This window comes from Pseudomonas sp. GW823-FHT04A03 (assembly GCF_058796615.1).
On the sequence record NZ_JBXAIV010000004.1, the window covers coordinates 442,952 to 468,642 of the forward strand.

Consider the following 25,691-nt stretch of genomic DNA (forward strand, 5'->3'; position numbering starts at 1 on the left):
GCTACCCGCATGCAGAACTACAAAAAGGTCTTCCTGGCCGCCGCCGTCACCCTCGCGTTCAGCGCCGGTGCCATGGCCGAGACCCTGAAGATGGGCATCGAAGCGGCTTACCCGCCGTTCAATAACAAAGACGCCAGCGGCAACGTCGTCGGCTTCGACAAAGACGTCGGCGACGCCCTGTGCGCCAAGATGAAAGTTGAATGCTCCGTAGTCACCTCGGACTGGGACGGCATCATCCCGGCCCTGAACGCCAAGAAGTTCGACTTCCTGATCTCTTCGATGTCGATCACCGACGAGCGCAAGCAAGCGGTGGACTTCACCGACCCGTACTACTCCAACAAGCTGCAATTCATCGCGCCGAAAAACGTCGACTTCAAAACCGACAAGGCTGCGCTGAAAGGCAAGGTGATCGGCGCCCAGCGTGCGACCCTGGCCGGCACCTTCCTGGAAGACAACTTCGGTGACGACATCACCGTCAAGCTGTACGACACCCAGGAAAACGCCTACCTCGACCTGACTTCCGGTCGTCTGGACGGCATCCTCGCCGACAAATACGTCAACTACGAGTGGCTGAAAAGCGACGCCGGCAAAGCCTATGAATTCAAGGGCGATCCGGTGGAAGAAAGCGACAAGATCGGTATCGCTGTACGTAAAGGCGACCCGATCCGCGAGAAGCTGAACGCCGCGCTGAAGGAAATCGTTGCCGACGGTACCTACAAGAAGATCAACGACAAGTACTTCCCGTTCAGCATCTACTGATTCTGACCTGCCGGATCGGCGCCGTTACATGACGGCGCCGATCCCCGGCCTTGCCTGCCGCGATTTGAAAAGAAATCCATGATTATCGACCTCTACGGATTCGGCCCGGCGCTCTTCGCCGGCGCGCTGATGACCGTCAAACTGGCACTCTCGGCCCTGTGCCTGGGGCTGGTGCTCGGTCTGCTCGGCGCCTTGGCCAAGACTTCCCCGTACAAGCCGTTGCAATGGCTTGGCGGAACCTATTCAACCCTGGTGCGCGGTGTCCCGGAATTGCTCTGGGTGCTATTGATCTACTTCGGTACGGTCAACGCCATGCGCGCGCTCGGTGAGTTCCTCGGCAATCCCGAACTGGAACTCAGCGCCTTCGCCGCCGGCGTCATCGCGCTGGGTCTGTGCTTCGGCGCTTATGCCACGGAAGTGTTTCGTGGCGCGATCCTCGCCATTCCCAAAGGCCACCGTGAGGCCGGCGTGGCCCTGGGCCTGTCGAAATGGCGGATCTTCACCCGACTGATCATGCCGCAGATGTGGCGCATCGCCCTGCCCGGCCTGGGCAACCTGTTCATGATCCTGATGAAAGACACCGCGCTGGTGTCGGTCATCGGCCTGGAAGAAATCATGCGCCACGCGCAGATCGGCGTGACCGTGTCCAAGCAGCCATTCACCTTCTATATGGTGGCGGCGCTCATGTACCTGTGCCTGACCGTGCTGGCGATGATCGGCATGCACCTGCTGGAAAAACGCGCCGCACGCGGCTTCGCGAGGAGCGCTCAATGAATTGGGAAGTCATCATCAAGTGGCTGCCGAAACTGGCTCAGGGCGCAACGCTGACCCTGGAGCTGGTGGCCATCGCCGTCATCGCCGGTTTGCTGCTGGCGATTCCACTGGGCATCGCCCGCTCTTCGAAGCTGTGGTACGTGCGCGCTTTGCCCTACGCCTACATCTTCTTTTTCCGTGGTACGCCGTTGCTGGTTCAGTTGTTCCTGGTCTATTACGGCCTGGCGCAGTTCGACGCGGTCCGTAACAGTTCGATGTGGCCATATCTGCGCGATCCGTTCTGGTGCGCCACTGCGACCATGACCCTGCACACGGCGGCGTACATCGCCGAAATCCTGCGCGGCGCGATTCAGGCGATTCCGCCGGGTGAAATCGAAGCGGCGCGGGCGCTGGGCATGTCCCGACCGAAAGCGCTGTTCTACATCATCCTGCCGCGTGCCGCGCGTATCGGCCTGCCGGCCTACAGCAACGAAGTGATCCTGATGCTCAAGGCCAGCGCCCTGGCCAGCACCGTGACCTTGCTGGAACTGACCGGGATGGCGCGCACGATCATTGCCCGCACTTACTTGCCGGTGGAGATCTTCTTCGCAGCCGGCGTGTTCTATCTGGTGATGGCCTACGTGCTGGTTCGCGGCTTCAAGCTGCTGGAACGCTGGCTGCGCGTCGATGCGTGCCAGGGGCGCTGATTCTTCCGACGTGCTGACGGGTGAGGCCCTACTCGCCCGTTTCACGTCACTGGATATATTTCTTACAGCCCATCAGGCGCTGTGGAAGCCCCGCCCATTCACACATCTGCAGGTGCCATGGGAAGCATCCTACCCGGAACTGGCCTCGTGGCTACGCGGGCGGTCGCTGGAAGATGCGGAAAACGCCCACAACAACCCAGCCGAACTTTTGGATGCGCCGGAGCCTTTTGCTTCATTGGCGGCGCTGTCGCTTGAGTTGAGTTCGGTCGGTGAACTGCCTGCGCATTCGCTGGAAGCCGCCGGGCATCGTCTGAATGTCGATGTGCCGGGGCGCAAATGGCAGCAGATCGAGGCCTTCGCCAGCCGCTTGTCGTTTGCCTCGCAACCGAAGCACTGGCTGGATTGGTGTTCGGGCAAAGGGCATTTGGGTCGGCGTCTGCTCGGCGCTGATCAGCAACTCACCTGCCTGGAATATGACCCGGCGCTGGTTGCCAGCGGTCAGGCGTTGAGTCAGCGGCATCACCTGCATGCGCTGCATGTGGAGCAGGATGTGCTCGCGGCGAACACCGCTCTATTGCTGAACGCCGAGCACACGCCTGTCGCCTTGCATGCTTGTGGCGATCTGCATGTTCGATTGATGCAACTGGCCTCCGCCGCTGGCTGCCGACAATTGGCGATCGCCCCGTGCTGCTACAACCGGATCAGTCGCACTGAATATCAGGCGTTGTCCTCCGCAGGTTCGCGATCAGACCTACAGCTCTCGCTGGAAGATCTTTCACTGCCAATGAGCGAAACCGTCACCGCCGGTGCACGTGTCCGATGTCAACGTGACACCTCCATGGCCCGCCGCCTCGCTTTCGATCTTCTGCAAAGGCAGGTACGCGGCACCGACGAATACCTGCCGACGCCGTCGCTGCCGAGCGCCTGGCTGGACAAACCGTTCGCCGATTACTGCCGCGACCTGGCGGCGCTGAAAGAGTTATCCACAATCGGCTCGCCAGATTGGCTAGCACTGGAAACCGCCGGTTGGCAGCGATTGGCCGAAGTTCGCAACCTGGAATTGCTGCGCGGACTGTTCCGACGGCCGCTGGAGCTTTGGCTGAATCTTGATCGGGCACTTTTCCTCACCGAACAGGGATACATCGTACGCCTCGGCACCTTCTGCGAGGCGCCGCTCACACCGCGCAATTTCCTGTTGCTGGCCGAACGCGTTTAATCTTTCACAGCCTGTGGATAACTCTGTTGATGGATTTCTCGTGGATCCAATATCCACGGCTGTTTCAGGCCATTAACAGCGCTGTTCATTTTTTGTTCACATAAATAAAAAACCGGCAAAACAGGGATTTGCGACTCAAATGAGAACCCGTCCACAAAAACCTGCCTAAGCGCGCCCTCTTCAGAGCCTGTTGTGCATAAGCCCTCGACCAAAAGGACATAACCGCCGAATCGCGGACGCCGCGAACGGGCAATTGCGCCTGCCATCCGCCCTTGCTATACAGACCTACGCCGTGCAGGTAGCGCACGCCCGAACAAGAAAAATCTGACCGACAGGAAGCGACCGTGACGTTCATTTCTTACGCACAGAATTTCGAGGACGTTCGCCTTTGGCGCGCCCTGCAGTATTTTGAAAACGGTTTTTATATCGACGTCGGAGCCAATGACCCGATCCACGACTCGGTCACCAAGGCCTTTTACGATCGCGGCTGGCAAGGCATCAATGTCGAACCGATGCAGAACTACCACGACGCACTCCGCCAGCATCGCCCCCGTGACACCACGCTGCAATGCGTGGCCAGCGACCAGCCGGGCGAACTGACCTTCTACGGCATTCCCGACACCGGCCTGTCCACCGCTGACCCGGTCGTTGCACAAGAACGCAAAAACCTCGGCATGGACGTGCAAAGCCTCACCGTCAACGCACGCACACTGACCTCGATCTGCGAAGAACACGCCGCCGAGCGGCCGATCCACTTCCTCAAAATCGACGTCGAGGGCCACGAAGAAACCGTCCTGCGCGGCATGAATTTCAGCCGCTTCCGCCCATGGATCATCCTCATCGAAACCCCATGGGAGCGCGACCATACCTGGGAACACCTGGTGACCGAGGCCGGCTACACCAACGTCCTGTTCGACGGCCTCAACAGCTTCTTCCTGGCCAACGAACACATCGGCCTCAAACCCGCGTTCGACCTGCCACCGTGCAACCTCGACAACTTCCAGCTGTGCAAAGGCCACAACCTCGCCCACCCGGTAAACCCGGCACTGGAAACCGCCCTGCAGCGCGCCGAACAAGCCGAAGCCCAGTTGCGTGCCATGCAAAACAGCCGCGCCTGGCGCACCGTACAAAAACTGCGCAACGCCCTGCGCCGGGCGTGATTCGCAGAGGGCGCAAAAATAGTCTGAATTCAGGGGTTTACAGAAACACCCGAGTCGCTATAATCGTCGCCCACACGCCGGTATAGCTCAGATGGTAGAGCAACTGACTTGTAATCAGTAGGTCCCGGGTTCGATTCCTGGTGCCGGCACCATACAAAACGAAGCCCCTGCAGAAATGCAGGGGCTTTGTTGTTTCTGGAGTGTCCACATTTCGTCCACATTCCGATCATCGGCAACCGTGTTGCCAGTTTCTAGTCGGAACAATCCGTAGACGATTTCACCTCAGGCTGGCTGCAAATCCCGCAATGCTTCCGGATGCTGACTCGCGACAAGCAATAGAGTCTGTGCCGCGCCTGTCGGCTCGATAAAACGCCGCCCACAAAAAAGCCCTCGCATCGCTGCAAGGGCTTTGTGTTACCGCATCAATCAGTGCCCAGCACTCTGCCCACCATCCACATGCAGAATCTCGCCCGTCACGAAGTTCGCGTTATCGAGGTACACGACCGCCTGCGCGATATCGTCGATCTCGCCCATGTGCCCAACCGGATGCAGCGCGCCCAGTGCTGCGTGGGTTTCTTCGCCGTGCATCGGCGTTTTGATGATGCCCGGCGATACCGCGTTCACCCGGATCCCGCGTTTGGCGTATTCGATGGCCAGGGATTTGGTCGCGGCGTTGAGGCCGCCCTTGGTCAGGGAGGCGAGGACCGAAGGCACGCCGTCGATGGCGTGGTCGACCAAGCTGGTGGTGATGTTGACGACGTGGCCCTTGCCCTGTTTTTCCATCTCGGCGATGGCCAGTTGGGTGATGTAGAAGAAGCCGTTGAGGTTGACCGACAGCACCGCCGCGTAGTCTTCCGGGGTGTAGGCGGTGAACGGTTTGGCGACGAAGATGCCGGCGTTGTTGACCAGGGTGTCGATGCGGCCGAAGCGGGCCACGCCTTCGCTGATCACGCGTTGAGCGGTGGCCGGGTCGCCGATGTCGCCGGCGATGGTCAGGATTTGCGGGTCGTTCGACGTTTTGATCGAGCGAGAAGTGGCGACGATGTTGTAGCCCAGCTCACGGAAGGCCTTGACCATGCCTTCGCCCAGCCCCTGGGAAGCACCGGTGATAACGACGGTTTTTTTCGAGTTGCTCATGATGAAATCCTCAATCAATAAGTAGGTGTTGAATCAGGCCGCAGCCAGTTGTTTCAGCATTTGTTCGTAGTACTCGACCGATTGCGAACCGGACACCAGATGCTTGCCATTCAGGATCAGGGCGGGCACCGAGTTGATTCCGTGCTGCCGGTAAAACGCCTGCAGTTGCCGCACTTCGCTGGCGAATTCATCGTTGGCCAGCAACTTGCGGGCCCTCGCTGCATCCAGTCCCGCTTCGGTCGCCAGACGTATCAGCGTCAGGTGATCGTTGGGGTTGTCGCCGTCGCGGAAGTAAGCGCGCAGCAGGATCTTTTTCAGCGCGATCTGCCGCCCTTCCTGCGCTGCCCACATCAGCAATCGATGGGCATCGAAGGTGTTGTGAAAGTGCGTGCGTTTCTCCAGGTCGAACTCGAAACCGATGGCTTTGCCGCGTTCGATCTGCATCTTCTTGCCGGCGGCGACGTCTTCGGAGGTGCGACCGTATTTGCGCATCAGGTGCTGCACCGCCGGTTCACCTTCGGCGGGCATGTCCGGGTTGAGTTCGAAGGGCTTGTAGGTCAGCTCTACCGAAACCTCACCGGCCAGATTGCCGATCGCCTGCTCCAGCGCTGTCGCCCCGAGTGCGCACCAGGGGCACACCACGTCAGAGACGAAATCGATGGTCACGGTCGGGGTCATGACTGGCCCCGTTCCGCCAGTTGTCGGCGGTATTCGGTGGTGGTGATGCCGGCGTAGCCCCAGTTATCGGTGTCGACTTCTTCGATCACGATGTGGGTCAGGTCCGGGCGCTTGTTGAGGACGCGTTCCAGGGTTTCAGTGATTTCGGCGATCACCTGAGCTTTCTGCTCGCGGGTAACACCGTCGCGGGTGATGCGTACGCTGACAAATGGCATGACGACGACTCCAGTGACCTGCCCTCGGGATGATGGTCAGGTGTTGGAGCTCAATGTAGGCGTGTGCCGGGAGGGGAAAAAGTAGGGGTGGGGTACTTCATTTGTGAGGCGGTGTAATGAATCGCCTGTAAAAATCGCGCCAAAATTCCTTTGAAAAACCCGAAGACGCACCCAAACCGTGCACTTTTTTTGACCCCAATCACCCCCACGTCACCAAAAACCCCGATCCTGTGTCAGCCTCCAGCCATCGGCGGGGACATCAATTCGCTACTAATTGCGCGACAACTATGCTCAGGTGCAGGAATATAGCCGGCAAATGGCGCCGTTCAGGTCGTCACGTACACAACAATACCCAGCCCACTTCAGAGGGCATTACCCATGGATAGCAGAACCTTACGCAACCTCATGCGCATCGTGCAGACCGGCTCGTTGTCGGCCGCAGCCGAGCATTCGTGCCTGACTGTGCAGGCCCTGGCCGCACAGTTGAACAAGGTCGAAGAGCAGTTCGGTTTCCGCTTGTTTAGACGATCCAACAAGGGGCTGACGCTGACGCCGCAAGGCACCGAGCTGACGCCTTATATGGACAGAGTGCTGATTGCCACGCGGCAGATGGAAGAGAAAGTCGAAGCATTGAAGGTGCCGGGACAGCGCACGTTGAAAGTGGCGTTGAACACCACGCTGGACCCGGACTTCAACCGGCGATTGATCGGGCGCCTGATCGAGGTTTTTCCCGACTACCAGATGGAATTCAGCTACGCCGAGTCGATGGAAAACCTCAGCAAGCTGAAGAACGAAGACTTCGACCTTGCGGTGCTGATCGGCCCGCAGCGTCCGGGTCTGCCGAGCATTGTCCTTCCGGAAGTGCAGGTGCAGGTGGTCGGCGCGCATTGCGGTCAGGAGAACGATCCGCTGACGTTGCTCGGCAACAAGTTTCAGGTGCGTCCCGCAGAAGATTGTCCGTATTCCCACAGCTTTTTGCGTTTTCTCGACGCCGGGCTGGGCAATCACGAGAACAGTCAGCGGACGATCTACTCCTGCAGCGAAACGCTGACCCTGTCGCTCATCACCCAGATGGACGCGGTCGGCATGGTCTCCCGCGAGGCCGCGCAGAAGAACGGCCTGACGATTTTCCCCGGATTCGAGGATTTCCTCGAAGTGCGCCTGGCGGTGAACAACCCGGATCTGTCCGGCCAGGCGTTGAACGACGTGGTCGATCTGCCGCTACATGAACGAGCCGAGCGCAATGTACGCAGCCGTCCCAACCGCCACACTGAGAAAGAGGTTTTTGCTGAAATACGCACATAAAAGCGTCGGAATCGCTGCATAGAATTCCGGGCGATCGAGCTGTATGTGCTGATCCTTGATCAACAAGGGAGTCAGGCTGATCGCAGCGACGATCGCCACCGGCAGGTACTCCAGCGCCCGGGCGACGAAGGGCGGCCAGTGCTCGGTGTTGACCTGCAGCGGCAAGGCCCGTGGCAGGAAGGTCACGGCCATCATCAGCGCGACCACCAGTATCAGGAACGTTTGGTCAGGCATACACCCACTCCGCAGCCCACAAACGTGGCGATGAAAACGTTGAATGGCGAGCTGCCCACCAGACTCAGTGCGCCCATGCAGACGACTGCGGCCATAGCGGCGATGAGTTTGTTGCGGGTGTTGCACAGCGAGACCAGCACGTAGAGCATCATCGCGGTCAGCGCGTAATCGAGCTGGTATTTGATCAAGTGCGACGCGTACTGCGCGCACAGCGCACCCAGCAATCCGCCGATCACCCAAGAGGTGTGGCAGAACAGGTTGAAGCCGATCAGATATCGAATGTTCACCGGCGCACCGGTGCCCAGTTTGACGCTGTGGAAGGCGAACGATTCATCGGTCAGGCCGCCGGCGTAGCACCAGCGCTCCATGCGGCTCAGGCCCAGCGCTCGCAGGGCCTTCGCCATGTAGACCGACATCAGCATGTGCCGCGCGTTGATCAGAAACGTGGTCAGCACGATGGTGGTCAGCGACGCCCCGCTGCTGATCAGCGCCAGCGCCGCAAATTGCGAAGCCCCGGCATACACGAACAGACACATGGCCACCGGCAGCCACAGCGGCAGCCCGGCGTTGACCGCCATCAGCCCGAACACGAACGACACGGTGAAGTAACCGGCCACCACCGGGCTGGCTTCGGCAAAGGTGCGCGATGGCTGACGGTCGACCATCAGCGGCGCACTGCCGGATGTTTCATTCATAGATCCCTCTCAAATGTCCGCTCGCCGTGAGGTTCGCAAAAACCCTGGGCAGTCCAGAAACGCTTGCCCGCGAGGTTAGCATCGTCGACGAACAGAAACATCCGCAGCACACCGACCCGTTTCATGTCGGCCGACGCCGCTTCCACCAGCCGCTGACCGACGCCCTGGCTGCGATAGCGCAGGCTGACCGCCAGATGGTTGATCGTGCCGCGACTGCCCAGCATGCCGCCCAGCACCGCGCCGACGATTTCACCTTCGACATCGAAGGCGAGATAGGCCGTGGTGGTTTTCTGGATCAGAACGCCGCGCAGGCATTTGGCGTCCTGCCATTCGCAGAACGACACTTCGTCGAACTGGCGGAAGAAACGCTCCATGCGCTGCGCGTCCTTGGCCGTCGCGCGCCGCAGCACCACCGGCGTCGAGCACTCGACGCCGTCTATTTGGGTGATCTGATTAGCGAACAATGTCGAAAGCGGTCCCGGGCCGCGAGAAAGAAATTGCCAGGATCTGCCGGTACGCCATGGCGTGGGAGTGAGTGTTGCGAGCCGGTGTCACGTAGTGGCGCATGTCGCGGTCGAGGAAGTAGGTGGTGTCGAGGATTTCCTGGTAGGTGGTCGACGCCAGTTGATGCTCGTGGATGTCGTACAGACGACTCTCCGCACCCTCGACATTGTTGCGGCCCCAGAAGTGCACGCCGCTGAATGGATAACCGTCGCAGTGAATCCCTTCCGGGGTGATTTCCAGTTGTTTGCCGGGTTTGATCTCGATGCGGATCTGATGGATCTGGCACTGCCAGATTTCATCGTGCAGCTCTTCCGGCAACACGCTTTTGTACACTTCAAAATCGGTGTCGATCAGGCTGCGCATCACCGGCGAGCTGATGACTTCGTCCGAGAAGTCCTGGAAGTGCCGCACCACGCCGCCCACATAGCTGTTGTTGGCCTTGGACTGCACGTACGCGCGATGTTCCAGTTGCTTCAGTTCGCGAGTCTTGGGGTTGTATTCAAAGTCGCTGTAACGACGGTAACGCATGCCGGCTTCGGCCTGACCGTAGTAACTGTCAGGCTCCATGTTTTCCCAACTTTTGGTCAGTCTGACGAAGTCGGCGAAATGACCGTAGAGATTGAAGTCAGCACCCTGCACATTGGCGTACTTGTCGCGCCGTAGCGATTCGCCCACTTCTCTGGTTAAAACGATCATTACCAAATTCTCCGCTGCATTGAGCGGCCTAATCTATTAGGTGGAGAATTTGCGTCCATGAGAAAGAATTTCAGGCATTTAAAGCCCTGTTTGAAACGCGTTTTGAAATGGCTTGAAAGTGCATTTCAAATGACAAAAACACGGGTTTTTATGCTTTTTTCACAAAAACCGTCAAAAAAAAACCCCGAACCAGTCGGGGTTTTTCTGACGCGTTTCGCGGTTTCAGCCGATCATCAGAAGATGTTGATCGGGTAATCCACGAACACACGCACTTCGTTGCCACCGACGTTGTAGTCGCTGGACTTCTGCGACACGCGCAGGATCGAGCTGCGCAGTTTCACGCTCAGGTCTTTGGCCGGGCCACTTTGCACGACGTACTTGAACTGGTTGAAGATTTCGCGCTCGGTGCCGCCGCTGCTGGTGTCGGTGGTGATGTTGTCGCCACGCACGTAAGCAAAGTTGTAGCTCAGACCCGGTACGCCGAAAGCGCTGAAGTCCAGGCCGTAGCCCAGCTGCCAGCTGCGTTCGTCTTCAGCGTTGAAGTCCGACCAGTAGGAGTTGGCCAGGTAGATAGTGTTACCACCGTCACCCTGACGCGCGCCGGCGTTCTGATAGCCGCCGTACGGGTAGCCGAGGTTGCTGTCGCCGGTGCTGCGCTGGTGAGCAACAGTGAACGAGTGCGGGCCCGTGGCGAAGGTCGCTGCCAGACTCCAGATCTTGTTGTCCTGGCCGCCGGAGTTCTTCAGTTCGGCGTAGGACTTGTCCAGCTTGGTGCGATAGCCGTTGAAGTCCAGGGTCAGGGACTGATCCTTGTCGATCGGGAACACATAGTTGGCGTTCACGTACTGCTTCTTCATCACGTCTTCGACGTCGGAAGCGTACAGCGCTGCCTTGAACTGTTCGGTGAACTGGTAGCTACCGCCCAACACGTTGATCGACTTCAGGCCACCGCTGTCACGGCCTTCAGCGCTCTTGCGCGATTCGGCGGTGAAACGACCGGCGTCCAGTTGCAGACCTTTGATCTCTTTGGAAGTGATCAAGGTACCGGTGTAGCTTTCCGGCAGCAGACGCGAGTTGTCGTAGTTCAGCACTGGCAGTGCCGGCATCTGGTCGCCGTAGGTCAACGTGGTGCTGGACACACGGAATTTCACCGCTGCGCCGCCCTTGGACAGGTCGTCAGCCGCGTTGCCGCTGTCACCCTGTTTGAAGAAGTCGATACCACCGGCGCCGCTGCGGCCCTTGCCGCCGTCCAGACGCAGTGCGTACAGACCGAACGCGTCCACACCAACACCCACGGTGCCTTGAGTGAAACCGGACGAGAATGTACCGATGGCCGCTTGGCCCCACTCGGACTTGTCCTTGTTGCCGTCTTTGAAATCACGATTGATGTAGGCATTGCGCAGCAGCACTTTGAGGCTGCTGTCTTCAACAAAACCCTTGGACTCGGCCTGGTCGTTAGCCATGGCCGAAGTGGCACTCAACATCCCCAGTGCGATCAGACTGATTCGCTTGTTCAACATTTTGTTTTCCTTATTACGGGTTGAAACGCGCTGTGTCGAACGGCTGAAACGGCGCTTATTGCACTCTTTTATTCACCCCGAAACAAAAAGACCCGCGCAAGACGATGTCCTGGCGGGCCTGCTCCTGATTTTGAGTCATGGCGGTTAGCCACAGGCGTTGGGCCGAATCGTAGCCGCGCCCTCAACAATGTGTCAATTTCAAGAATCGTCTTTAAATAGGCGAAAAACGTCTAAAAAAAGTAAATTTTGCGATGGCTGATTGCACGAAAATGCCAGCAGTCAGGGATTTTGATGCGGGATCACGCGCAACCTTCGAGGCCACAGACTGGCAAGGTTTCAGTCCCAGGCGCAGACGTAAACGACTCGTTCAACCATCGGGCGAAGGCTTCTGGTTTGCCCAGCCACGGCCCGATATCAACCAGTGTGAATTGACCGTCCTGTTCCAGTGCGAAAGTTGGAAATCCCTGCCCACCAAAGTTTGCCAACAGGGCACGGCTGTTCTTTATATGTTGTTCGGTGTCGACGGACTGCACGGCGTTCAGGAACATATCGGCGTTGTAGCCCTGCTCTACCGCGTATTCCACAAGCACACTTTCGTCGGCAATTCGCCGTCCTTCGACATAGTGCGCAGTCTGCAAACGGCCAAGTAGTTCCAGGCCACGGCCGTCGATTTTTTCGGCGGCCATCACAGCGGCAATCGGCGGTGCCGAATCGAATACCGCTGTTTGATCGCGCAACAGACCTTCGAAATAAGCTTCGCCGAAGGGCTGACCGGTGTATTCGGCAATGCGTCGGTCGTGTGGCATCACGTAATTGCGCAGTTGCGGTGAAACGTTCTGGCGGTTGGCGCCAGTCATCATCCCGCCGGCGTGGGCGATCACCGGCAGCACTTGTTGCGCGGCCTGCACCAGTGGTTTGGCGCCATAGCACCAGCCGCACAGAGGGTCGTAAATGTAATGAAGCGTCATCGGAAAGCTCCGCTCAGAAAGTGGGAAAAACGATGTCGGCACATTAGTCCCTCGGTCGTTGCGGAAAAACGCCGGAATGGCTTTCAGTCTGTTTCGGCAATCGGTCAAATGCGCTCATTGTCCGCTCCGATAGAAAGCTGAAATAAATTGACACAATCAAACAACGGAACCTTTCAGGAATAATTAACGGAAGTAAATGCAAAGCATTACCATTCGCGCGCTCGAATTCTTCCACCCTTTCGGATGCGCTTTTCAATGCCTGCCCCGTTCCGTCTCACGCCCGTCACGCTTGGGCTTTCTGCCTTTTTGTCTTCCGGTTTCGCTTACTCCGCAACCGAACTGCCTGCCACTTCAATCAGCGCTGAAACTGCCCAGGCCGACGACCCGCGCGTGAAGGTCAGCAACACCGCCACGCGTACCTCAACCCCTGTGCGCTATGTGCCGCAGGCGATCGACTCGGTCAAGACCGCCAACTTCGCCAACTACGGCACCAATGACCTGGGCGACGCCTTGAGCGGCATGCCCAACGTGAGCAGCGGCGGCGATACGCGCTTCGACAGCCTGCGTATCCGCGGCTTCGACGCCAGCAACGACTTCTATCTGGACGGCATCCGAGACGACAGCCAGTACAAGCGCGATCTGCACAACATCGAACGCGTCGAAGTGCTAAAGGGCCCGGCCGCTGTGTTGTACGGCCGCGGCAGCCAGGGCGGGATCGTCAACCGCGTCAGCAAGGCACCCGAGGCCGGCCGCCGCTCGACCATCGAGGCCCAGGGGGGCAGCGAAGATCTGCGCAGCCTGTACGCTGACCTCAGCACCGACCCGAGCGACAACATCAGTCTGCGCCTGAACATGGGCAACATGGACGAGAACAGCTTCCGCGACGGCGTCAGCGGCAACCGCCAACTGTTCGCACCCTCGATGAGCTGGCAGCTCACGCCTGACCTGAACTGGCTGGTGCAATACGAATACAGCCGCTACAACCGCACACCGGATCGTGGTATTCCATCGATTCCCGGAATCAACGGGGCCAAAGGGCGCCCGGCCGACGTCGGCCGGGACACGACCTACGGCAACGATCACGATTTCATCGACGACAAGACCCAGTCCCTGCGTTCGAAGCTGGCCTATGAAATCAACGACAACTGGCAGCTGCGCCACACGCTCGGGGTGTTCAAGCTCGACAGCGATTTCGACAACACCTATCTCACCAACTTCGATCCGAAAACCAACAAGGTCATCCGCCAGCACTGGCAACAGGACCTGACCACCCGCAACGTCTACAACAACGTCGAACTGGAAGGTGGATTCGAAACCTTCGGCCTCGAGCACCGCCTGCTGACCGGCCTCGAAACCGGCAGCCAGCGCCGCGACCCGACGCTCTACAACGCCGCCACATCCGGGCGCGGCAGTTCCGCCGTGCCGTCGCTGGATCTGTACAACCCCAACCGCGACCTGCGCCACACCGGGCGCATGCAGGTGTCGAGCAGCAGCCACACCGAAGTCGAAAGCCGCGCGGTCTACGTTCAGGATCAACTGCGCCTGAACGATCAATGGCAACTGCTTGCAGGTCTGCGCTACGACACCTTCGACATCGAGTCGACCAACAAGCTGCGCAACATCTCCGAAGACCGTGACAGCCACAGCACCAGCCCGCGTTTCGGCGTGGTCTGGACGCCGCTGCAAAACCACTCGTTCTACGCCTCGTGGACCAAGACCTTCTCGCCGGTCGGCGGCGGTCTGATCGGCATCACCCCGGGCGCGGCCGGCAACACCAACGACCTGAGCCCGGAGCTGACCAAGCAGAAAGAGATCGGCGTGAAGAGCGACTGGCTCGACGATCGCCTGAGCACCACCCTCGCCGTCTATGAGCTGGAACTCTACAACCGTCGCACCACCGATCCGAACGATCCGACCCTGACCGTGATGAGCGGTCTGCAACGCTCGCGCGGGATCGAACTGACCGGTACCGGCAAGATCGTCGGCAACTGGTACGTGCGCGGCGGTGTCGGTGTGCAGGACGCGACCATCGAGAAGGACAACAACGGCCTGGAAGGCAAACGCGTGAACAACGTGGCCAAGCGCAACGGCAGCCTGTTCCTGACCTGGAAACCGGAAATGGGCTGGTACGCCGAAACCGGCCTGACCCTGGTCGGCCAGCGTTATGCCGACAACGCCAACACCACCGTGTTGCCGGGCTACGGTCGCTGGGACGCGCTGGTCGGCTACCGCCACAAGGACTGGGACCTGCGTGGCGCCCTGAACAACATCACCGACCGCGAGTATTACTCGTCGGCCACCAGCCAGTTTCAGATCCAGCCAGGCGCACCGCGCAGTCTGGTCGTCACCGGCACCTACAGTTTCTGATATCGCGCCCATAAAAAAAGCGCTGCCATCCCGGCAGCGCTTTTTACAATCCTTGTTTGTTCTTCTTATCCTTCCATCACATCCCAGAGTGCATCCAGTTCGGCCTCGCTGAACAGGCCAGCGGGGTAACGCTCGATCATCATCCGGCGCGGATCAGGTTCCCTGATCTGACGCGTTCCATTGGACTTCAACCAGTGCGCGACAATCTGGAGCGACTCACTATTTACAGCCATGGGATGCAACGTCCGCTCGCTGATTACGTTCACTTCGGCGTTCATTTCAGCGCTCTCTCCCCGTTCGTGAGCGGCTAAGTTATCCAAGGTTTATGACAGAACTGTTGAAGTTCTCCCCCCTCCCTAGTGCGTCATGAGCGATACAAGAGCTATGCCAACGTTATGAAATTGTCGACCGGCGGACATAAAGAAACCCGCAGTCCTGACGGGCTGCGGGTTTCTCTTCAAGCGTGGGCAACAAATGACTGCCCGGTCGATTTTCCAATCAACTCAAGCTGTTACATCCGCACTCACTCTTTGTGCGGCGCGGGCTGCTGTTGGGTAAGGCAGTGAATGTTGCCGCCCCCCAGTAACAGTTCGCGACCCGGCACCATCACCACTTCATGTTGCGGGAACAGGTTCTGCAGGATCTCCCGGGCCGGATCGTCCATCGGATCGTCGAAGCAAGGTGCAATGATGCCGCCGTTGACGATCAGGAAGTTCACATAGGAACCAGCCAGACGCACGCTCGGGTTACGTTCCTGAGTGCCATCCACCGGGTCCACGCCCGCGCATTCTTCTTCGGTGGCGAACAGCGGCCCCGGAATCGGCATCTTGTGCACCGTGAACGGGCGGCCCTTGGCGTCGGTGCTGCTTTCCAGCACTTTCATCGCGGCCTGGCAGCGCGGGTAGTTCGGATCCTGCGGATCGTCGGTCCACGCCAGCAGCACTTCGCCCGGACGCACGTAGCAGCAGAAGTTATCCACATGGCCGTCGGTTTCGTCGTTGAACAGGCCATCCGGCAGCCAGATGATCTTGTCTACCGACAGGTTTTCACTGAGCACCGCTTCGATCTCTTCGCGACCCAAGTGCGGGTTGCGATTGCGGTTGAGCAGACATTCTTCGGTGGTGATCAGGGTGCCTTCGCCGTCGACGTGAATCGAGCCGCCTTCGAGCACGAAGCCTTCGGTGCGATAACGCGGGCTGCGCTCGATTTCGAGGATCTTGCCGCCGACCTGGGAATCACGGTTCCACGGCGAATACAGACCACCGTCAAAACCGCCCCAGGCGTTGAAGTCCCAGTTCACACCGCGCACTTCGCCGCTGTTGTTGATCACGAAAGTCGGGCCGCTGTCGCGAACCCAGGCGTCATCGCTGGACATCTCGACCACGCGGATATTCGGCACGTCGAGGCGAGCACGGGCGTTTTCGTACTGGCCGGCGGAGACCGCCACGGTGACCGGTTCGAAACGAGCGATGGCCTTGGCCACGGCGGCATGGGCAGCCTGCGCTGGCTTGCCGCCGAGACGCCAGTTGTCCGGACGCTCGGGCCAGATCATCCAGGTCTGGGTTTGCGGTGCCCATTCGGCCGGCATGTAGAAGCCATCGGCGCGTGGTGTGCTTTTCAATGTGGTCATGTCGATCAGACTCCAGGGAACCGTCGAGGGTTTTCAACACGCCGTACAGAGTTGGACGACGGACTATGGCGACTTTATAAACGATAAATATCGGCTTTAGAAGCCATAAAGAAAAAACAATCTCAATTTAACCCGACAAATACCGATACAAATCGGCATTTGTCGGTTCCGCATCGCCTCAGAGCCCTTCTTCCAGCACCTTCGCCAGCATGTCGACGAAGAAATCCACGCTCTGACGCGAGGTGACCATCGGCGGCTTGATCTTCAGGACGTTCAGGTAATCGCCGGTCGGCTGCATGAAAATCCCCAGCGCCCGCAGGCGATCACACAACAGTGTGGTTTCCTCGGTCGCCGGTTCCAGGGTTTGCCGATTGCGGATCAGCTCGACCCCCAGATAGAACCCGGAACCGTGCACCGCGCCGACCAGCGAATATTGATCGATCAACGCCTCCAGCCGGGCCTTGAAGTGAGCGCCGACCACCTGGGCGTTTTCCCAGAGTTTTTCTTCTTCCATGACGTCGAGCACCGCCATGCCGATTTGGCAGCTCACCGGACTGCCGCCGGCGGACGAGAAGAAATAGCCCTCGGCTTCCAGCGCCTCGGCGATTTCCCGGCGGGTGATCACGGCGCCCAGCGGCTGGCCGTTGCCCATGCCTTTGGCCATGGTGATGATGTCCGGCACCACGCCTTGTTCTTCAAAGCCCCAGAAGAAGTGGCCCATGCGCCCGTAACCGACCTGCACCTCATCGGCAATGCACACGCCGCCACGGGCGCGCACCAGTTCATAGACTTTCTTGAGGTAGCCCGGCGGTAGCGAGATCCCGCCCGCATTGCCGTAGACCGGCTCGCAGATGAACCCGGCGAGTTGGCGTTTCTGCTCATCGATCTTCGCCAGATGATGTTCGACGCTGCGCACGTAATCCGGCGCCGAATCCGGGCCGCGAAACTCGCCGCGATAGGTGTTGGGAGCCGTCACCGCATGCACCCAGTCCGGGCGACTGCTCAAGGCTTTCGGGTTATCGGCAATCGAGGTCGAGACCGCGTCCGCGCCGACCGTCCAGCCGTGATAGGCCTCCAGCACACTGATCATGTCGCGCCCACCGCTGGCGGCCCACGCCAGGCGAATTGCCAGATCGTTGGCCTCGCTGCCGCTGTTGACCAGGAACACCCGGTCCATCCCCTCCGGCGCCAACTTCAGCAAGCGTTCGGAGAACTCGGCGACCGCCGCATAGTTGAATCGCGAGTTAGTATTGAGCAGCGACCACTGCCGGCTCGCGACCGCCGCCATGCGCGGATGGCCGTGGCCGAGCACCGCGACATTGTTGAGCATGTCGAGATAGGAACGGCCCTGCATGTCGATCAAGTGATTGCGCCAGCCGCGCTCGATGCGCGGCGGGTCGATGTAATAGTGCTTCTGAGTGCGAGCAAAACTGGCGTCGCGGCGCGCCAGCAGGGTTGCCGCGTCCAGCTCGGGTTCGGCGTCGCAGGCCAGGCCCAGCAGCACGGCCGGTGATGGGGACAACGCCTGCCACGCCAACGCGCGCGATGGTGTGCAGAACAGCGGCGCTTCAAGCTGTGCGCCGCGAGTCAATTGCACGATCAACGGACCGTCCACCGAACCGAGCACCTGACCTTTCACCAGCGCCGCGTGGCCGTGCAACGAAGGTTTCACGCCCCACAGACGCAGGCTCAGTTGCGGGCCGTCGAGTCGCAGCGCGCCGTCGGCCGACAGGTGAAGTACGCCAGCAAACGGCGCTTCCAATGTCGAACCCTGGGGCACGTGCAATTCGACGTGCAGCGGGAATGTCTCTGGCTCCTCGGCGCTGTCAGGCCGGGTGCGCGACAACCGGTATTGCCCGTATCGACTGGCCGCCAGACCGTGGATGGCCGCTGCTTCACTCAGCAGACGCTGATCGATGCCAGGCTGCTCCCAATTGCCCGCCTCGAAGTGCGCGCTCAACACCCCCAGATCGATCAACGCGAACTCGCGCCCGACCAGGCCGGGCAACAACGGCGCAAAACCTTCACTGTCGATGGCCGGCAATGTCTGGCCGACCGCTGTGAGAATCGCCGCCTCCATCAAGGCCAGAGGCACCGAGGTGGCGACCCGGAAGATCTCCCACTCGTGGGTCAGGTTGTCGCGGCTGTAAATATTGCCCGGATCGATGCTGACCTGTTGCTCGCCACTGAGCACCAGCACCGCCGCCCGCGCCACGATCAGCGGCCACAGCGCCAGCAGTTCTTCGTGTTGCAGCGGATTGACCGCGTGATAGGCCTGCACGGCCGGCAGGATCACGAACGGATCGCCTGCGGCATGATGCAGCAGCGCGGCGCAGGTGACGGACAGATCGGTGATGCGCCAGGTGCGCACCAGATCGCCGAAATCGATGACGCCCTGCAACTGCCAGTGCCGCCGGGCATCACGCTGCCAGACTACGTTGTCGTCGGTGATGTCCATGTGGATCGCCTGCACCGGCAGTTTTTCCAGCAGCGGCTGCAAACGAAGTCTGGCCTGTTCGGCAGCCTCGGCGATCAGCGCGCGCTGGCGTTCGTCGTCGATGACCGGCAGCAGGTGCTCGATCAGTGCGCTGGCGTGGCGAGCGTCCCATTGCAACGTGCGTTCGAGACCCGGATGGTCGAACCCGGCCAGAGCCAGATCCATTTCGCCGCAGAGCCGGCCGAAACCTGCGACGACTTCCTGGCCAAGGTGATCGAGAGCCGTCAACGGCTGGCCCTCGATGTAGTCGAGCAGCCGCACATGCACCGCTTCACCGTCGATCTCCAGCGACAACAGGTCCTGGCCGTCGTTGGCCGGGATCACCCGAGGAACCTGCACATCGCCATGATCGGCCAGGTACTTCAGCCCCGCGTGCTGGGCCTGCAGCTCCACCAGCGAATAGTCGCCCCGGCAGATCTTCAGCACGAATCGCCCGCGTTCACTGTCCACGCGATAGTTGAGGTCCTGCTGGCTACCCAGCGCCTGCAACTTGCCGCTCAGCCCGTAATGCTGCGTCAGAACCTGCAAGGCCTGCGCTGCAGTGACCTGTGGGCCCGGAAGACTGGCGCGATGAATCAACGTGGCGAACGACATGGAACGACCCCTGAAATTTTATTAGGCGTCTATATCGCCACTGCACCGATGGATAATCAACCCCCGTCAACCCCGTGCCGATCACTGCCGTGTATCACTTGGTCGCCGCTGCTCCATTGAATGGATGAAACCGGGCGTCCGTACGCCAAACAATCGGCAAAGAACCGCATGGATAAAATACCGTGGGCAACCCTCTTGTGCCGCCCATCCCCTGCCGACAAGCTATGCTCCAATCGCGTTAATAGTTTTACGGAAAAAGGCCAACCTGCATGCGTATTCTTGTCACCGGTGGTGCCGGCTTCATTGGCTCCGCACTGGTTCGCCACTTGATTTGCAACACGGCTCACGAGGTATTGAATCTCGACAAACTGACTTATGCCGGCACTCTCGAGTCCCTTGCGAGCATCGCCGACAACAGCCGTTACGAATTTGTGCAAGCCAATATCGTCGATCAGTCCACAGTGAGCGCCCTGCGTTACGCCATCGACGACGGCAAGATCGAACGCCTGGGCTCCACCGATATCAAGGATCTGCTCGCATGATGAAGGGAATAGTTCTCGCCGGAGGCTCCGGCACACGATTGCATCCGATCACGCTCGGCGTGTCCAAACAGCTGCTGCCGGTTTACGACAAACCGATGATCTATTACCCGATCTCGGTGCTCATGCTGGCCGGGATCAGGGAAATCCTGGTGATTTCCACTCCGCAGGATCTTCCGCAATATCGCAACCTGCTGGGCGATGGAAGCCAGTTCGGGGTCTCGTTCTGCTATGCCGAGCAGCCATCCCCCGATGGACTGGCCCAGGCCTTTCTGATTGGCGAGCAGTTCATTGGTAATGATCCGGTGTGTCTGATCCTCGGCGACAACATTTTTCACGGCCAATCCTTCAGCGAACAGTTGAAAAGAGCCGCCCGCAAACCTCACGGCGCAACGGTGTTCGGTTATTGGGTCAAGGATCCCGAGCGCTTCGGCGTGATCGACTTCGACAACGAAGGGCGCGCATTGTCCATCGAAGAGAAACCCGGGAAGCCCAAGTCCAGCTACGCGGTGACGGGTCTGTACTTCTACGACAACGACGTGATCAGGATCGCCAAGGCCGTCAAACCATCGCACCGTGGCGAACTGGAAATCACCGACGTCAACAACGCGTATCTGCAACGTGGCGATCTGCAGGTCGAGCGTTTCGGGCGTGGATTCGCCTGGCTCGACACCGGTACCCACGACAGCCTGCTTGAAGCGTCCCAATACGTGCAGACCATCGAACACCGCCAGGGCCTGAAAGTTGCCTGTCTGGAAGAAATTGCCTATCTGAACAACTGGATCAGCCGCGAACATCTGCTCGAGCGCGCGCAGTACTTCGGCAAGACCGGCTATGGTCAGTACCTGTATTCGATTGCTGGAGAAAACCGATGAACGTGATCGAAACCGATATTCCCGGTGTAATGATCATCGAACCTAAAGTGTTTGGTGATGACCGTGGTTTTTTCTATGAAAGCTTCAATGCCAAGACGTTTGCCGAAGCGACGGGCGTGAACGCGCAGTTCGTACAGGACAACCATTCACGCTCGCAGAAGGGTGTGTTGCGTGGCCTGCACTATCAACTGGAACACACCCAAGGGAAGCTGGTGCGAGTGACCGCCGGTGAAGTGCTCGACGTTATCGTGGACATCCGGCGTAGCTCGCCATACTTCGGCAAATCGCTCACCTTGCGCCTGTCGGCAGACAATCATCGCCAGCTTTGGATACCCGAAGGCTTCGCTCACGGTTTTGTCGTGCTTAGCGATTTTGCCGAATTTCTCTACAAGACCACCGACTACTACACGCCGTCTGCCGAGCGATGCATCCGCTGGGACGACCCGACGCTGGCCATCGACTGGCAGCTGGAGTCTGCCCCGCAGCTCTCGGCCAAGGATCAGAACGGTAAAAGCCTGAACGAGGCCGACCTGTTCCCATGAAAATTCTCATCTGTGGACAGCAGGGTCAGGTCTCGAAAGAGTTGCAGTTGCGCCTGGCCGGTATCGGCGATCTGATCGTGCCGGGGCGTGACCGGCTTGACCTGGCTCAGCCTGCGCAACTCCGCCAGCAGGTCAGACAGATCGCTCCCGATCTGATTATCAATGCCGCGGCCCATACTGCAGTCGACCAGGCTGAAAGCGAGCCCGAACTGGCTTTCGCCATCAATGCGACAGGGCCCGGTGTATTGGCCGAGGAAGCGGCGCGGCTTGGTGCTCCGCTGATTCATTACTCCACCGATTACGTCTTTGACGGCAGCAAGCACGAGCCCTACAACGAATCCGATGTACCAGCCCCGCTGAGTGTCTATGGCAGAAGCAAGCTGGCGGGCGAGCAAGCCATCGCCGACGTTCAGGGGCAACACCTGATTCTGCGAACCAGTTGGGTCTACTCCACCCATGGCCGGAATTTTCTGTTGACCATGCAGCGATTGCTCCAGGAAAAACCACAATTGCGCGTTGTCGCCGATCAAATCGGAGCCCCTACCTGGGCGGGCAGTATCGCCCGAAGTACCCTGGCACTCATTGAACGCTGGCAGTCAGGGCAAACCGGGGCCTGGGGCACCTACCACCTGACGGCCGGCGGGCATACCTCGTGGTTCGGCTTCGCCCAGGCCATTGGCGCAGCGTTGCGTGAACAGGGCAAACCCTGCGCAGAACTAATACCGATCCCTTCCAGCGACTATCCGACGCCTGCTGCACGTCCCCTGAATTCACGTCTGGACTGCAGTCGCCTGCAGCGTGAGTGGGGCGTCAGTCTGCCGGACTGGCAAACCGCGCTGCACGAGTGTCTTGCCGGGCAAGCCTAGGCATAATGCGCCTGTACCCACAGGCGCCCGATGCTCATGACTCCGACCCTTCCCCGCCGCCCCCGCTGGCGCAGCCTCGCCCTGCTGGCCCTGTGTCTGGCTCCGCTGCTTTGGCCGCTGGAGCATCTCGCCGAGCGCTATTACCGCAGCGAACTGGCCGGCCAGAACCGCCAGACCCTCGACCTCTACGTCGCCAACCTGCTGGGCACCCTGCATCGCTATGAAGTGCTGCCGCAAATCCTCGGCGACCTGCCGGCCCTGCGCGCGGTGCTCGGGGCACCGGACGACGGCGTGACCCAGGGCAACGCCAACCGCCTGTTGAAGAACATCGCCGCGCAGACCGGCGCCGAAGTCATGTACCTGATGGACACCAGCGGCCAGACGCTCGCGGCGTCGAACTGGGACAAGCACGACAGTTTCGTCGGGCGCAATTTCTCTTTCCGGCCGTACTTCAGCGAGGCCATGGCCGGACGCCTCGGGCGCTTCTTCGGGTTGGGCACCACTTCCGCCAAACGCGGCTATTTCTTCGCCGCTGCCGTGCGCAATGGCGAAAAAATCATCGGGGTACTGGTGATCAAGGTTGACCTCGACCACACCGAAAGCCTGTGGGGAAAAACCCCGGAACAACTGCTGGTGACCGACCACAACGGTGTCGTCATCCTCACCTCGCGCCCGGAATGGCGCTTTCGCGCGACCCGCACCCTGAGTGATGCCGAGCGCGCGGCGATCACCGCGATCCAGCCCTACCCGACCCGCGAGCCCCGGCCCCTGAACCTGAGCCCGACTGCGTGGCTGCCGCAGACCCAGGACATCGCGGAAACCGGCTGGAGCGTCAGCATCCTCGCCCCGCGCACATTGATCGACCGACCGGTGCGCACGGTCGTGGCAATCGGCGGCGCCACCTTGCTGGTGGTAATGCTGTTGCTAGGCCTGATGATGCAGCGTCGTCGTCATTACCTGGAACGGATCGCCTTCGAAGCCAAGGCCCGACGTGAACTCGAAGGACGGGTCGCCGAACGCACCAGCGATCTCGAAGGCCTGAACCGCCGCTTGAAGCAGGAAGTGCTTGAACGCGAACAGGCGCAGCAGGAACTGGTGCGCGCCCAGGACGACCTGGTGCAGGCCGGCAAACTGTCGGCGCTGGGGACGATGTCGGCAAGCATCAGCCACGAACTCAACCAACCGCTGGCGGCGATCCGCAGCTACGCCGAGAACGCCGAAGTGCTGCTCGACCACGAACGCACCGAAGATGCGCGAGGCAACCTCAAACTGATCAGCGAGCTGACCGGGCGTATGGCGTCGATCATCGCCCACCTGCGCGCCTTCGCCCGCCGCGACCGCCATGCCCCTGAAAGCGTGGCCCTGCAACCGGCGCTGGATGACGCACTTGCCTTGCTGGCCAAGCGTCGCCGCAGCATGGACGTTGAACTGATCCGCGACCTGCCCGCCGCGACCTTGTGGGTCGAGGCCGGGGAAACCCGTCTGCGCCAAGTGCTGGGTAATCTGCTGGCCAACGCCCTCGATGCCCTGACGGAAAAAGGCCCGCCGCGCAAATTGTGGCTGAGTGCCGAATCCACCGACGAAGGCGTCAACCTGTACATTCGCGACAATGGCCCGGGTTTCTGCATGGAAGCCCTGGGCCGCGCCAGCGAACCGTTTTACACGACCAAGACCCGCACTCAGGGTCTCGGTCTGGGGTTGGCCATTTGCGAAACCCTGATGCGCGCCTTCGGCGGTGAACTGTCGTTCGCCAACCACAAGCAAGGCGGCGCCTTGATCACCCTGCGGCTGCGCGCCGGCGCGCCCGGGGTCAGCCTGCAACCGTCCGAGGATCGAAGCGCATGACCATCGACAACCGCATTCAGGTGGTGCTGATCGACGACGATCCGCACCTGCGTCAGGCCCTCGGCCAGACCCTGGATCTGGCCGGCCTGAAAATTCTTCCGCTGTCCGAAGCCAAGGGCCTGGCCGCGCAACTGGAGCGCGACTGGCCCGGTGTGGTGGTCAGCGACATCCGCATGCCCGGCATGGATGGCCTGGAACTGCTGAGCGAACTGCACGCCCAGGACCCGGAACTGCCCGTGCTGCTGATCACCGGCCACGGCGACGTGCCACTGGCCGTGCAGGCCATGCGTGCCGGTGCATACGATTTCCTGGAAAAGCCCTTCGCCAGCGACGCCCTGCTCGACAGCGTGCGCCGCGCCCTGGCCCTGCGCCGCCTGGTGCTGGACAACCGCAGCCTGCGCATGGCCCTGAGTGATCGCAACGAACTGAGCGCGCGGCTGGTCGGCCAGTCCGCACCGATGTCGCGTCTGCGCGAGCAGATCGGTGCACTGGCGGCGACCAAGGCCGACGTCTTGATCCTTGGCGAAACCGGCGCCGGCAAGGAAGTCGTCGCCCGCGCCCTGCACGATCTGTCGAGCCGGCGTAACGGCCCGTTCGTGGCGATCAACGCCGGTGCGCTGGCCGAGTCGGTGGTCGAGAGCGAACTGTTCGGCCATGAACCCGGCGCCTTCACCGGCGCGCAAAAGCGCCGGATCGGCAAGTTCGAATTCGCCAATGGCGGCACGCTGTTCCTCGACGAAATCGAAAGTATGAGCATGGATGTGCAGGTCAAACTGCTACGCATGTTGCAGGAGCGCGTGGTCGAACGCCTGGGCGGCAATCAGTTGATCCCGCTGGACATCCGCGTCATCGCCGCCACCAAGGAAGACCTGCGCCAGGCTGCCGATCAGGGACGTTTCCGGGCGGACCTGTATTACCGACTCAACGTGGCACCGCTGCGCATTCCGCCACTACGTGAGCGGGGCGAAGACGCGCTGATGCTGTTCCAGCATTACGCCGACGAAGCCAGCGCTCGCCATGGTCTGCCACCGCATGAACTGCAACCGGCGCAACGGGCGTTGCTGCTGCGCCATTCATGGCCGGGCAACGTGCGGGAATTGCAGAACGCGGCGGAGCGTTTTGCCCTCGGCCTGGAACTGGCACTGGACAACACGCAGCCCGATGGTAGCCCCGGCACCACCGTCGAAATCACGGCGGGCGGGCTCAGCGAGCAAGTGGAACACTTCGAGAAGTCTCTGATCGCCGCCGAACTGGCCCGCTCTCACGGTTCCGTACGCAGTCTCGCCGAAGCCCTGGGCATTCCGCGCAAGACCCTGCACGACAAACTGCGCAAGCACGGGCTGAATTTCGCTGGCAGCGGCGGCCATTCCGACGAATCCGAATGAAGCA

24 protein-coding genes, 1 tRNA gene and 2 pseudogenes are annotated in these 25,691 nt (G+C 60.3%); 14 read left to right on the forward strand and 13 right to left on the reverse strand.

What is annotated here, in order from left to right; translation table 11 throughout:
- The first annotated feature begins 9 nt into the window (after positions 1 to 9).
- From AC1Q9F_RS14630 to AC1Q9F_RS14655, 6 genes are all read left to right on the forward strand, one after another.
- Positions 10 to 759: an ABC transporter substrate-binding protein gene (locus AC1Q9F_RS14630; protein ID WP_492620042.1), complete on the forward strand. Its 750-nt coding sequence runs from the start codon at positions 10 to 12 to the stop codon at positions 757 to 759.
- Between the two features lie 78 nt (positions 760 to 837).
- The gene (locus tag AC1Q9F_RS14635; RefSeq protein ID WP_007952567.1) at positions 838 to 1,533 is read left to right on the forward strand and encodes an ABC transporter permease; all 696 of its coding nucleotides are present in this window, start codon (positions 838 to 840) and stop codon (positions 1,531 to 1,533) included.
- A complete protein-coding gene (locus tag AC1Q9F_RS14640; protein ID WP_007952568.1) occupies positions 1,530 to 2,219 on the forward strand; it encodes an ABC transporter permease in 690 nt (229 codons plus the stop codon). The genes AC1Q9F_RS14635 and AC1Q9F_RS14640 overlap by 4 nt, the downstream gene beginning before the upstream one ends.
- Positions 2,200 to 3,435, forward strand: a complete 1,236-nt coding sequence (locus AC1Q9F_RS14645; RefSeq protein ID WP_492620041.1) for a methyltransferase — start codon at positions 2,200 to 2,202, stop codon at positions 3,433 to 3,435. Before AC1Q9F_RS14640 ends, AC1Q9F_RS14645 begins: the two co-directional genes overlap by 20 nt.
- A 344-nt stretch (positions 3,436 to 3,779) precedes the next feature.
- Positions 3,780 to 4,595 (forward strand): FkbM family methyltransferase, encoded by an 816-nt coding sequence (locus AC1Q9F_RS14650; protein WP_492620040.1) that lies wholly within the window; start codon positions 3,780 to 3,782, stop codon positions 4,593 to 4,595.
- A gap of 76 nt (positions 4,596 to 4,671) precedes the next feature.
- A tRNA-Thr gene (locus tag AC1Q9F_RS14655) sits at positions 4,672 to 4,747 on the forward strand.
- Between the two features lie 130 nt (positions 4,748 to 4,877).
- Here the strand turns inward: AC1Q9F_RS14655 and AC1Q9F_RS14660 are convergent.
- The 4 genes and pseudogenes from AC1Q9F_RS14660 to AC1Q9F_RS14675 form a co-directional block, all read right to left on the reverse strand.
- Positions 4,878 to 4,973, reverse strand: a pseudogene (locus tag AC1Q9F_RS14660) (helix-turn-helix domain-containing protein); the annotation flags it as partial.
- A 48-nt stretch (positions 4,974 to 5,021) separates the two neighbouring features.
- A complete protein-coding gene (locus tag AC1Q9F_RS14665; protein WP_492620039.1) occupies positions 5,022 to 5,732 on the reverse strand; it encodes an SDR family NAD(P)-dependent oxidoreductase in 711 nt (236 codons plus the stop codon).
- A 33-nt stretch (positions 5,733 to 5,765) separates the two neighbouring features.
- Positions 5,766 to 6,410 carry a DsbA family oxidoreductase gene (locus tag AC1Q9F_RS14670; protein WP_492620038.1) on the reverse strand — a complete coding sequence of 215 codons (645 nt, stop codon included), beginning with the start codon at positions 6,408 to 6,410 and terminating at the stop codon, positions 5,766 to 5,768.
- A complete protein-coding gene (locus AC1Q9F_RS14675; RefSeq protein WP_007952610.1) occupies positions 6,407 to 6,625 on the reverse strand; it encodes a tautomerase family protein in 219 nt (72 codons plus the stop codon). Before AC1Q9F_RS14675 ends, AC1Q9F_RS14670 begins: the two co-directional genes overlap by 4 nt.
- 378 nt (positions 6,626 to 7,003) lie before the next feature.
- Between AC1Q9F_RS14675 and AC1Q9F_RS14680 the strand changes: the two genes are divergently transcribed.
- Complete coding sequence (locus tag AC1Q9F_RS14680; RefSeq protein WP_085647967.1) at positions 7,004 to 7,930, forward strand: LysR family transcriptional regulator; 927 nt, start codon at positions 7,004 to 7,006, stop codon at positions 7,928 to 7,930.
- On the opposite strand, the gene AC1Q9F_RS14685 is transcribed toward AC1Q9F_RS14680, so the two are convergent.
- From AC1Q9F_RS14685 to AC1Q9F_RS14710, 6 genes are all read right to left on the reverse strand, one after another.
- A complete protein-coding gene (locus tag AC1Q9F_RS14685) occupies positions 7,847 to 8,164 on the reverse strand; it encodes an AzlD domain-containing protein (protein ID WP_007952614.1) in 318 nt (105 codons plus the stop codon). The two genes, AC1Q9F_RS14680 and AC1Q9F_RS14685, sit on opposite strands and share 84 nt — an antisense overlap.
- On the reverse strand, positions 8,143 to 8,859 hold the full coding sequence (locus AC1Q9F_RS14690) for an AzlC family ABC transporter permease (protein ID WP_085702720.1): 717 nt from the start codon (positions 8,857 to 8,859) through the stop codon (positions 8,143 to 8,145). The genes AC1Q9F_RS14685 and AC1Q9F_RS14690 overlap by 22 nt, the downstream gene beginning before the upstream one ends.
- A complete protein-coding gene (locus AC1Q9F_RS14695; RefSeq protein ID WP_007952618.1) occupies positions 8,856 to 9,233 on the reverse strand; it encodes a GNAT family N-acetyltransferase in 378 nt (125 codons plus the stop codon). The genes AC1Q9F_RS14690 and AC1Q9F_RS14695 overlap by 4 nt, the downstream gene beginning before the upstream one ends.
- Before the next feature lie 79 nt (positions 9,234 to 9,312).
- Positions 9,313 to 10,059 (reverse strand): 2OG-Fe dioxygenase family protein, encoded by a 747-nt coding sequence (locus AC1Q9F_RS14700; protein WP_007952620.1) that lies wholly within the window; start codon positions 10,057 to 10,059, stop codon positions 9,313 to 9,315.
- Between the two features lie 233 nt (positions 10,060 to 10,292).
- Entirely contained in the window at positions 10,293 to 11,579 is a 1,287-nt protein-coding gene (locus AC1Q9F_RS14705; RefSeq protein WP_179692993.1) for an OprD family porin, read from the reverse strand.
- Positions 11,580 to 11,878: 299 nt separating this feature from the next.
- On the reverse strand, positions 11,879 to 12,547 hold the full coding sequence (locus AC1Q9F_RS14710; protein WP_492620198.1) for a DsbA family protein: 669 nt from the start codon (positions 12,545 to 12,547) through the stop codon (positions 11,879 to 11,881).
- A gap of 255 nt (positions 12,548 to 12,802) precedes the next feature.
- Between AC1Q9F_RS14710 and AC1Q9F_RS14715 the strand changes: the two genes are divergently transcribed.
- Entirely contained in the window at positions 12,803 to 14,914 is a 2,112-nt protein-coding gene (locus AC1Q9F_RS14715; RefSeq protein ID WP_207984723.1) for a TonB-dependent receptor, read from the forward strand.
- Between the two features lie 65 nt (positions 14,915 to 14,979).
- On the opposite strand, the gene AC1Q9F_RS14720 is transcribed toward AC1Q9F_RS14715, so the two are convergent.
- The 3 genes from AC1Q9F_RS14720 to AC1Q9F_RS14730 all read right to left on the reverse strand — a co-directional run bounded on the left by AC1Q9F_RS14720 (position 14,980) and on the right by AC1Q9F_RS14730 (position 19,635).
- Complete coding sequence (locus AC1Q9F_RS14720) at positions 14,980 to 15,192, reverse strand: hypothetical protein (RefSeq protein ID WP_065257771.1); 213 nt, start codon at positions 15,190 to 15,192, stop codon at positions 14,980 to 14,982.
- 245 nt (positions 15,193 to 15,437) lie between these two features.
- Positions 15,438 to 16,544, reverse strand: a complete 1,107-nt coding sequence (gene aguA / locus AC1Q9F_RS14725) for an agmatine deiminase (protein WP_492620037.1) — start codon at positions 16,542 to 16,544, stop codon at positions 15,438 to 15,440.
- A 178-nt stretch (positions 16,545 to 16,722) separates the two neighbouring features.
- Positions 16,723 to 19,635, reverse strand: a complete 2,913-nt coding sequence (locus AC1Q9F_RS14730) for an aminotransferase (protein ID WP_492620036.1) — start codon at positions 19,633 to 19,635, stop codon at positions 16,723 to 16,725.
- A gap of 269 nt (positions 19,636 to 19,904) precedes the next feature.
- Here AC1Q9F_RS14730 and AC1Q9F_RS14735 point away from each other — a divergent pair.
- The 6 genes and pseudogenes from AC1Q9F_RS14735 to AC1Q9F_RS14760 all read left to right on the forward strand — a co-directional run.
- Positions 19,905 to 20,108, forward strand: a pseudogene (locus tag AC1Q9F_RS14735) (NAD-dependent epimerase/dehydratase family protein); the annotation flags it as partial.
- Positions 20,109 to 20,173: 65 nt separating this feature from the next.
- The gene (rfbA, locus tag AC1Q9F_RS14740) at positions 20,174 to 21,049 is read left to right on the forward strand and encodes a glucose-1-phosphate thymidylyltransferase RfbA (RefSeq protein WP_492620035.1); all 876 of its coding nucleotides are present in this window, start codon (positions 20,174 to 20,176) and stop codon (positions 21,047 to 21,049) included.
- Entirely contained in the window at positions 21,046 to 21,591 is a 546-nt protein-coding gene (rfbC, locus tag AC1Q9F_RS14745; protein ID WP_207984720.1) for a dTDP-4-dehydrorhamnose 3,5-epimerase, read from the forward strand. The genes rfbA and rfbC overlap by 4 nt, the downstream gene beginning before the upstream one ends.
- On the forward strand, positions 21,588 to 22,457 hold the full coding sequence (gene rfbD / locus AC1Q9F_RS14750) for a dTDP-4-dehydrorhamnose reductase (protein ID WP_492620034.1): 870 nt from the start codon (positions 21,588 to 21,590) through the stop codon (positions 22,455 to 22,457). The genes rfbC and rfbD overlap by 4 nt, the downstream gene beginning before the upstream one ends.
- Before the next feature lie 36 nt (positions 22,458 to 22,493).
- Complete coding sequence (locus AC1Q9F_RS14755) at positions 22,494 to 24,302, forward strand: sensor histidine kinase (RefSeq protein ID WP_085608660.1); 1,809 nt, start codon at positions 22,494 to 22,496, stop codon at positions 24,300 to 24,302.
- A complete protein-coding gene (locus AC1Q9F_RS14760; protein ID WP_207984717.1) occupies positions 24,299 to 25,687 on the forward strand; it encodes a sigma-54-dependent transcriptional regulator in 1,389 nt (462 codons plus the stop codon). The genes AC1Q9F_RS14755 and AC1Q9F_RS14760 overlap by 4 nt, the downstream gene beginning before the upstream one ends.
- The last annotated feature ends 4 nt before the right edge of the window (positions 25,688 to 25,691 follow it).

Excerpts from the sequence above, each read along its gene's own strand:
- AC1Q9F_RS14630 (WP_492620042.1), top strand. The coding sequence starts at position 10 with ATGCAGAACTACAAAAAGGTCTTCCTGGCCGCCGCCGTCACCCTCGCG.
- AC1Q9F_RS14635 (WP_007952567.1), top strand. The coding sequence starts at position 838 with ATGATTATCGACCTCTACGGATTCGGCCCGGCGCTCTTCGCCGGCGCG.
- AC1Q9F_RS14640 (WP_007952568.1), top strand. The coding sequence starts at position 1,530 with ATGAATTGGGAAGTCATCATCAAGTGGCTGCCGAAACTGGCTCAGGGC.
- AC1Q9F_RS14645 (WP_492620041.1), top strand. The coding sequence starts at position 2,200 with ATGCGTGCCAGGGGCGCTGATTCTTCCGACGTGCTGACGGGTGAGGCC.
- AC1Q9F_RS14665 (WP_492620039.1), bottom strand. The coding sequence starts at position 5,732 with ATGAGCAACTCGAAAAAAACCGTCGTTATCACCGGTGCTTCCCAGGGG.
- AC1Q9F_RS14670 (WP_492620038.1), bottom strand. The coding sequence starts at position 6,410 with ATGACCCCGACCGTGACCATCGATTTCGTCTCTGACGTGGTGTGCCCC.
- AC1Q9F_RS14675 (WP_007952610.1), bottom strand. The coding sequence starts at position 6,625 with ATGCCATTTGTCAGCGTACGCATCACCCGCGACGGTGTTACCCGCGAG.
- AC1Q9F_RS14680 (WP_085647967.1), top strand. The coding sequence starts at position 7,004 with ATGGATAGCAGAACCTTACGCAACCTCATGCGCATCGTGCAGACCGGC.
- AC1Q9F_RS14685 (WP_007952614.1), bottom strand. The coding sequence starts at position 8,164 with ATGCCTGACCAAACGTTCCTGATACTGGTGGTCGCGCTGATGATGGCC.
- AC1Q9F_RS14690 (WP_085702720.1), bottom strand. The coding sequence starts at position 8,859 with ATGAATGAAACATCCGGCAGTGCGCCGCTGATGGTCGACCGTCAGCCA.
- AC1Q9F_RS14695 (WP_007952618.1), bottom strand. The coding sequence starts at position 9,233 with ATGGAGCGTTTCTTCCGCCAGTTCGACGAAGTGTCGTTCTGCGAATGG.
- AC1Q9F_RS14700 (WP_007952620.1), bottom strand. The coding sequence starts at position 10,059 with ATGATCGTTTTAACCAGAGAAGTGGGCGAATCGCTACGGCGCGACAAG.
- AC1Q9F_RS14705 (WP_179692993.1), bottom strand. The coding sequence starts at position 11,579 with ATGTTGAACAAGCGAATCAGTCTGATCGCACTGGGGATGTTGAGTGCC.
- AC1Q9F_RS14710 (WP_492620198.1), bottom strand. The coding sequence starts at position 12,547 with ATGACGCTTCATTACATTTACGACCCTCTGTGCGGCTGGTGCTATGGC.
- AC1Q9F_RS14715 (WP_207984723.1), top strand. The coding sequence starts at position 12,803 with ATGCCTGCCCCGTTCCGTCTCACGCCCGTCACGCTTGGGCTTTCTGCC.
- AC1Q9F_RS14720 (WP_065257771.1), bottom strand. The coding sequence starts at position 15,192 with ATGAACGCCGAAGTGAACGTAATCAGCGAGCGGACGTTGCATCCCATG.
- aguA (WP_492620037.1), bottom strand. The coding sequence starts at position 16,544 with ATGACCACATTGAAAAGCACACCACGCGCCGATGGCTTCTACATGCCG.
- AC1Q9F_RS14730 (WP_492620036.1), bottom strand. The coding sequence starts at position 19,635 with ATGTCGTTCGCCACGTTGATTCATCGCGCCAGTCTTCCGGGCCCACAG.
- rfbA (WP_492620035.1), top strand. The coding sequence starts at position 20,174 with ATGATGAAGGGAATAGTTCTCGCCGGAGGCTCCGGCACACGATTGCAT.
- rfbC (WP_207984720.1), top strand. The coding sequence starts at position 21,046 with ATGAACGTGATCGAAACCGATATTCCCGGTGTAATGATCATCGAACCT.
- rfbD (WP_492620034.1), top strand. The coding sequence starts at position 21,588 with ATGAAAATTCTCATCTGTGGACAGCAGGGTCAGGTCTCGAAAGAGTTG.
- AC1Q9F_RS14755 (WP_085608660.1), top strand. The coding sequence starts at position 22,494 with ATGACTCCGACCCTTCCCCGCCGCCCCCGCTGGCGCAGCCTCGCCCTG.
- AC1Q9F_RS14760 (WP_207984717.1), top strand. The coding sequence starts at position 24,299 with ATGACCATCGACAACCGCATTCAGGTGGTGCTGATCGACGACGATCCG.